The sequence below is a fragment of the Clostridium sp. AM42-4 genome (assembly GCF_003480105.1).
Lineage (GTDB): Bacteria > Bacillota > Clostridia > Lachnospirales > Lachnospiraceae > Brotaphodocola.
Window position 1 is genome coordinate 1 of the sequence record NZ_QUIK01000050.1, and the last position, 786, is coordinate 786.

Below are 786 nucleotides of genomic sequence, written 5' to 3' on the forward strand. Positions count from 1 at the left end.
TACCTCCCATTGCCTCAACCAGATTCTTAGTAATCGCCATTCCAAGTCCGGTTCCCTGTATTTTATTTGTAAGGGAACTTTCCGCACGGGTAAACGCATCAAAAATTGTATCCTTGAAATCTGCCGACATTCCCATACCATTATCACTAACTAAGAAACGGTACTTTGCATAGACAGATGACTTTGTCTCACATTCTTCTACAAAGAACTGAATTTCCCCACCTTCCTGGGTATACTTCACTGCATTGGAAAGCAGGTTGCTGAAAATCTGCATCAGGTGAACCTGATCCCCATTCACCCACTCATGCTGAATATTTTCTTTTATGATTGTAAGGGTCTGCTGCTTTTCATATATTTGAGTATGAAATATAGTGTCAAGTTCCTGCATAAGATCCAGAATAGAAAAGTCAGAATACTTGAAGACTGTTTTTCCTGCTTCAATCTTACTCATATCCAAAACATCATTAATGATTCCTAACAGATGCCGTGATGAAATATCTATTTTATCTGCATACTCTATAACTTTTGCTTTATTACCTGCATCATGTCTGATCAAAGACGTGATACCAATGATTGCATTCATAGGTGTACGAATATCATGTGACATATTAGACAGGAAATCTGTTTTCGCCTTATTTGCATTTTCCGCTGTCTGTAAAGCCTCTGTTGCAACGTTCTTTGCCTTTTTCAGTTTTTGATTGACTACTTCCATTTCCTTCATTGTCTGCAAATGAAGTTCATTCTTTCTTTTTTCATATTCTGCTTTTTGATCTGCAAGACTAAGTC

The 786-nt window shown here is 37.4% G+C and carries 1 protein-coding gene; it reads right to left on the bottom strand.

Annotated elements, in window-relative coordinates:
• Nucleotides 1-786, bottom strand: a 786-nt coding sequence (locus tag DW922_RS17780; protein ID WP_243032305.1) for an ATP-binding protein, incomplete at both ends; no start/stop codon positions are given.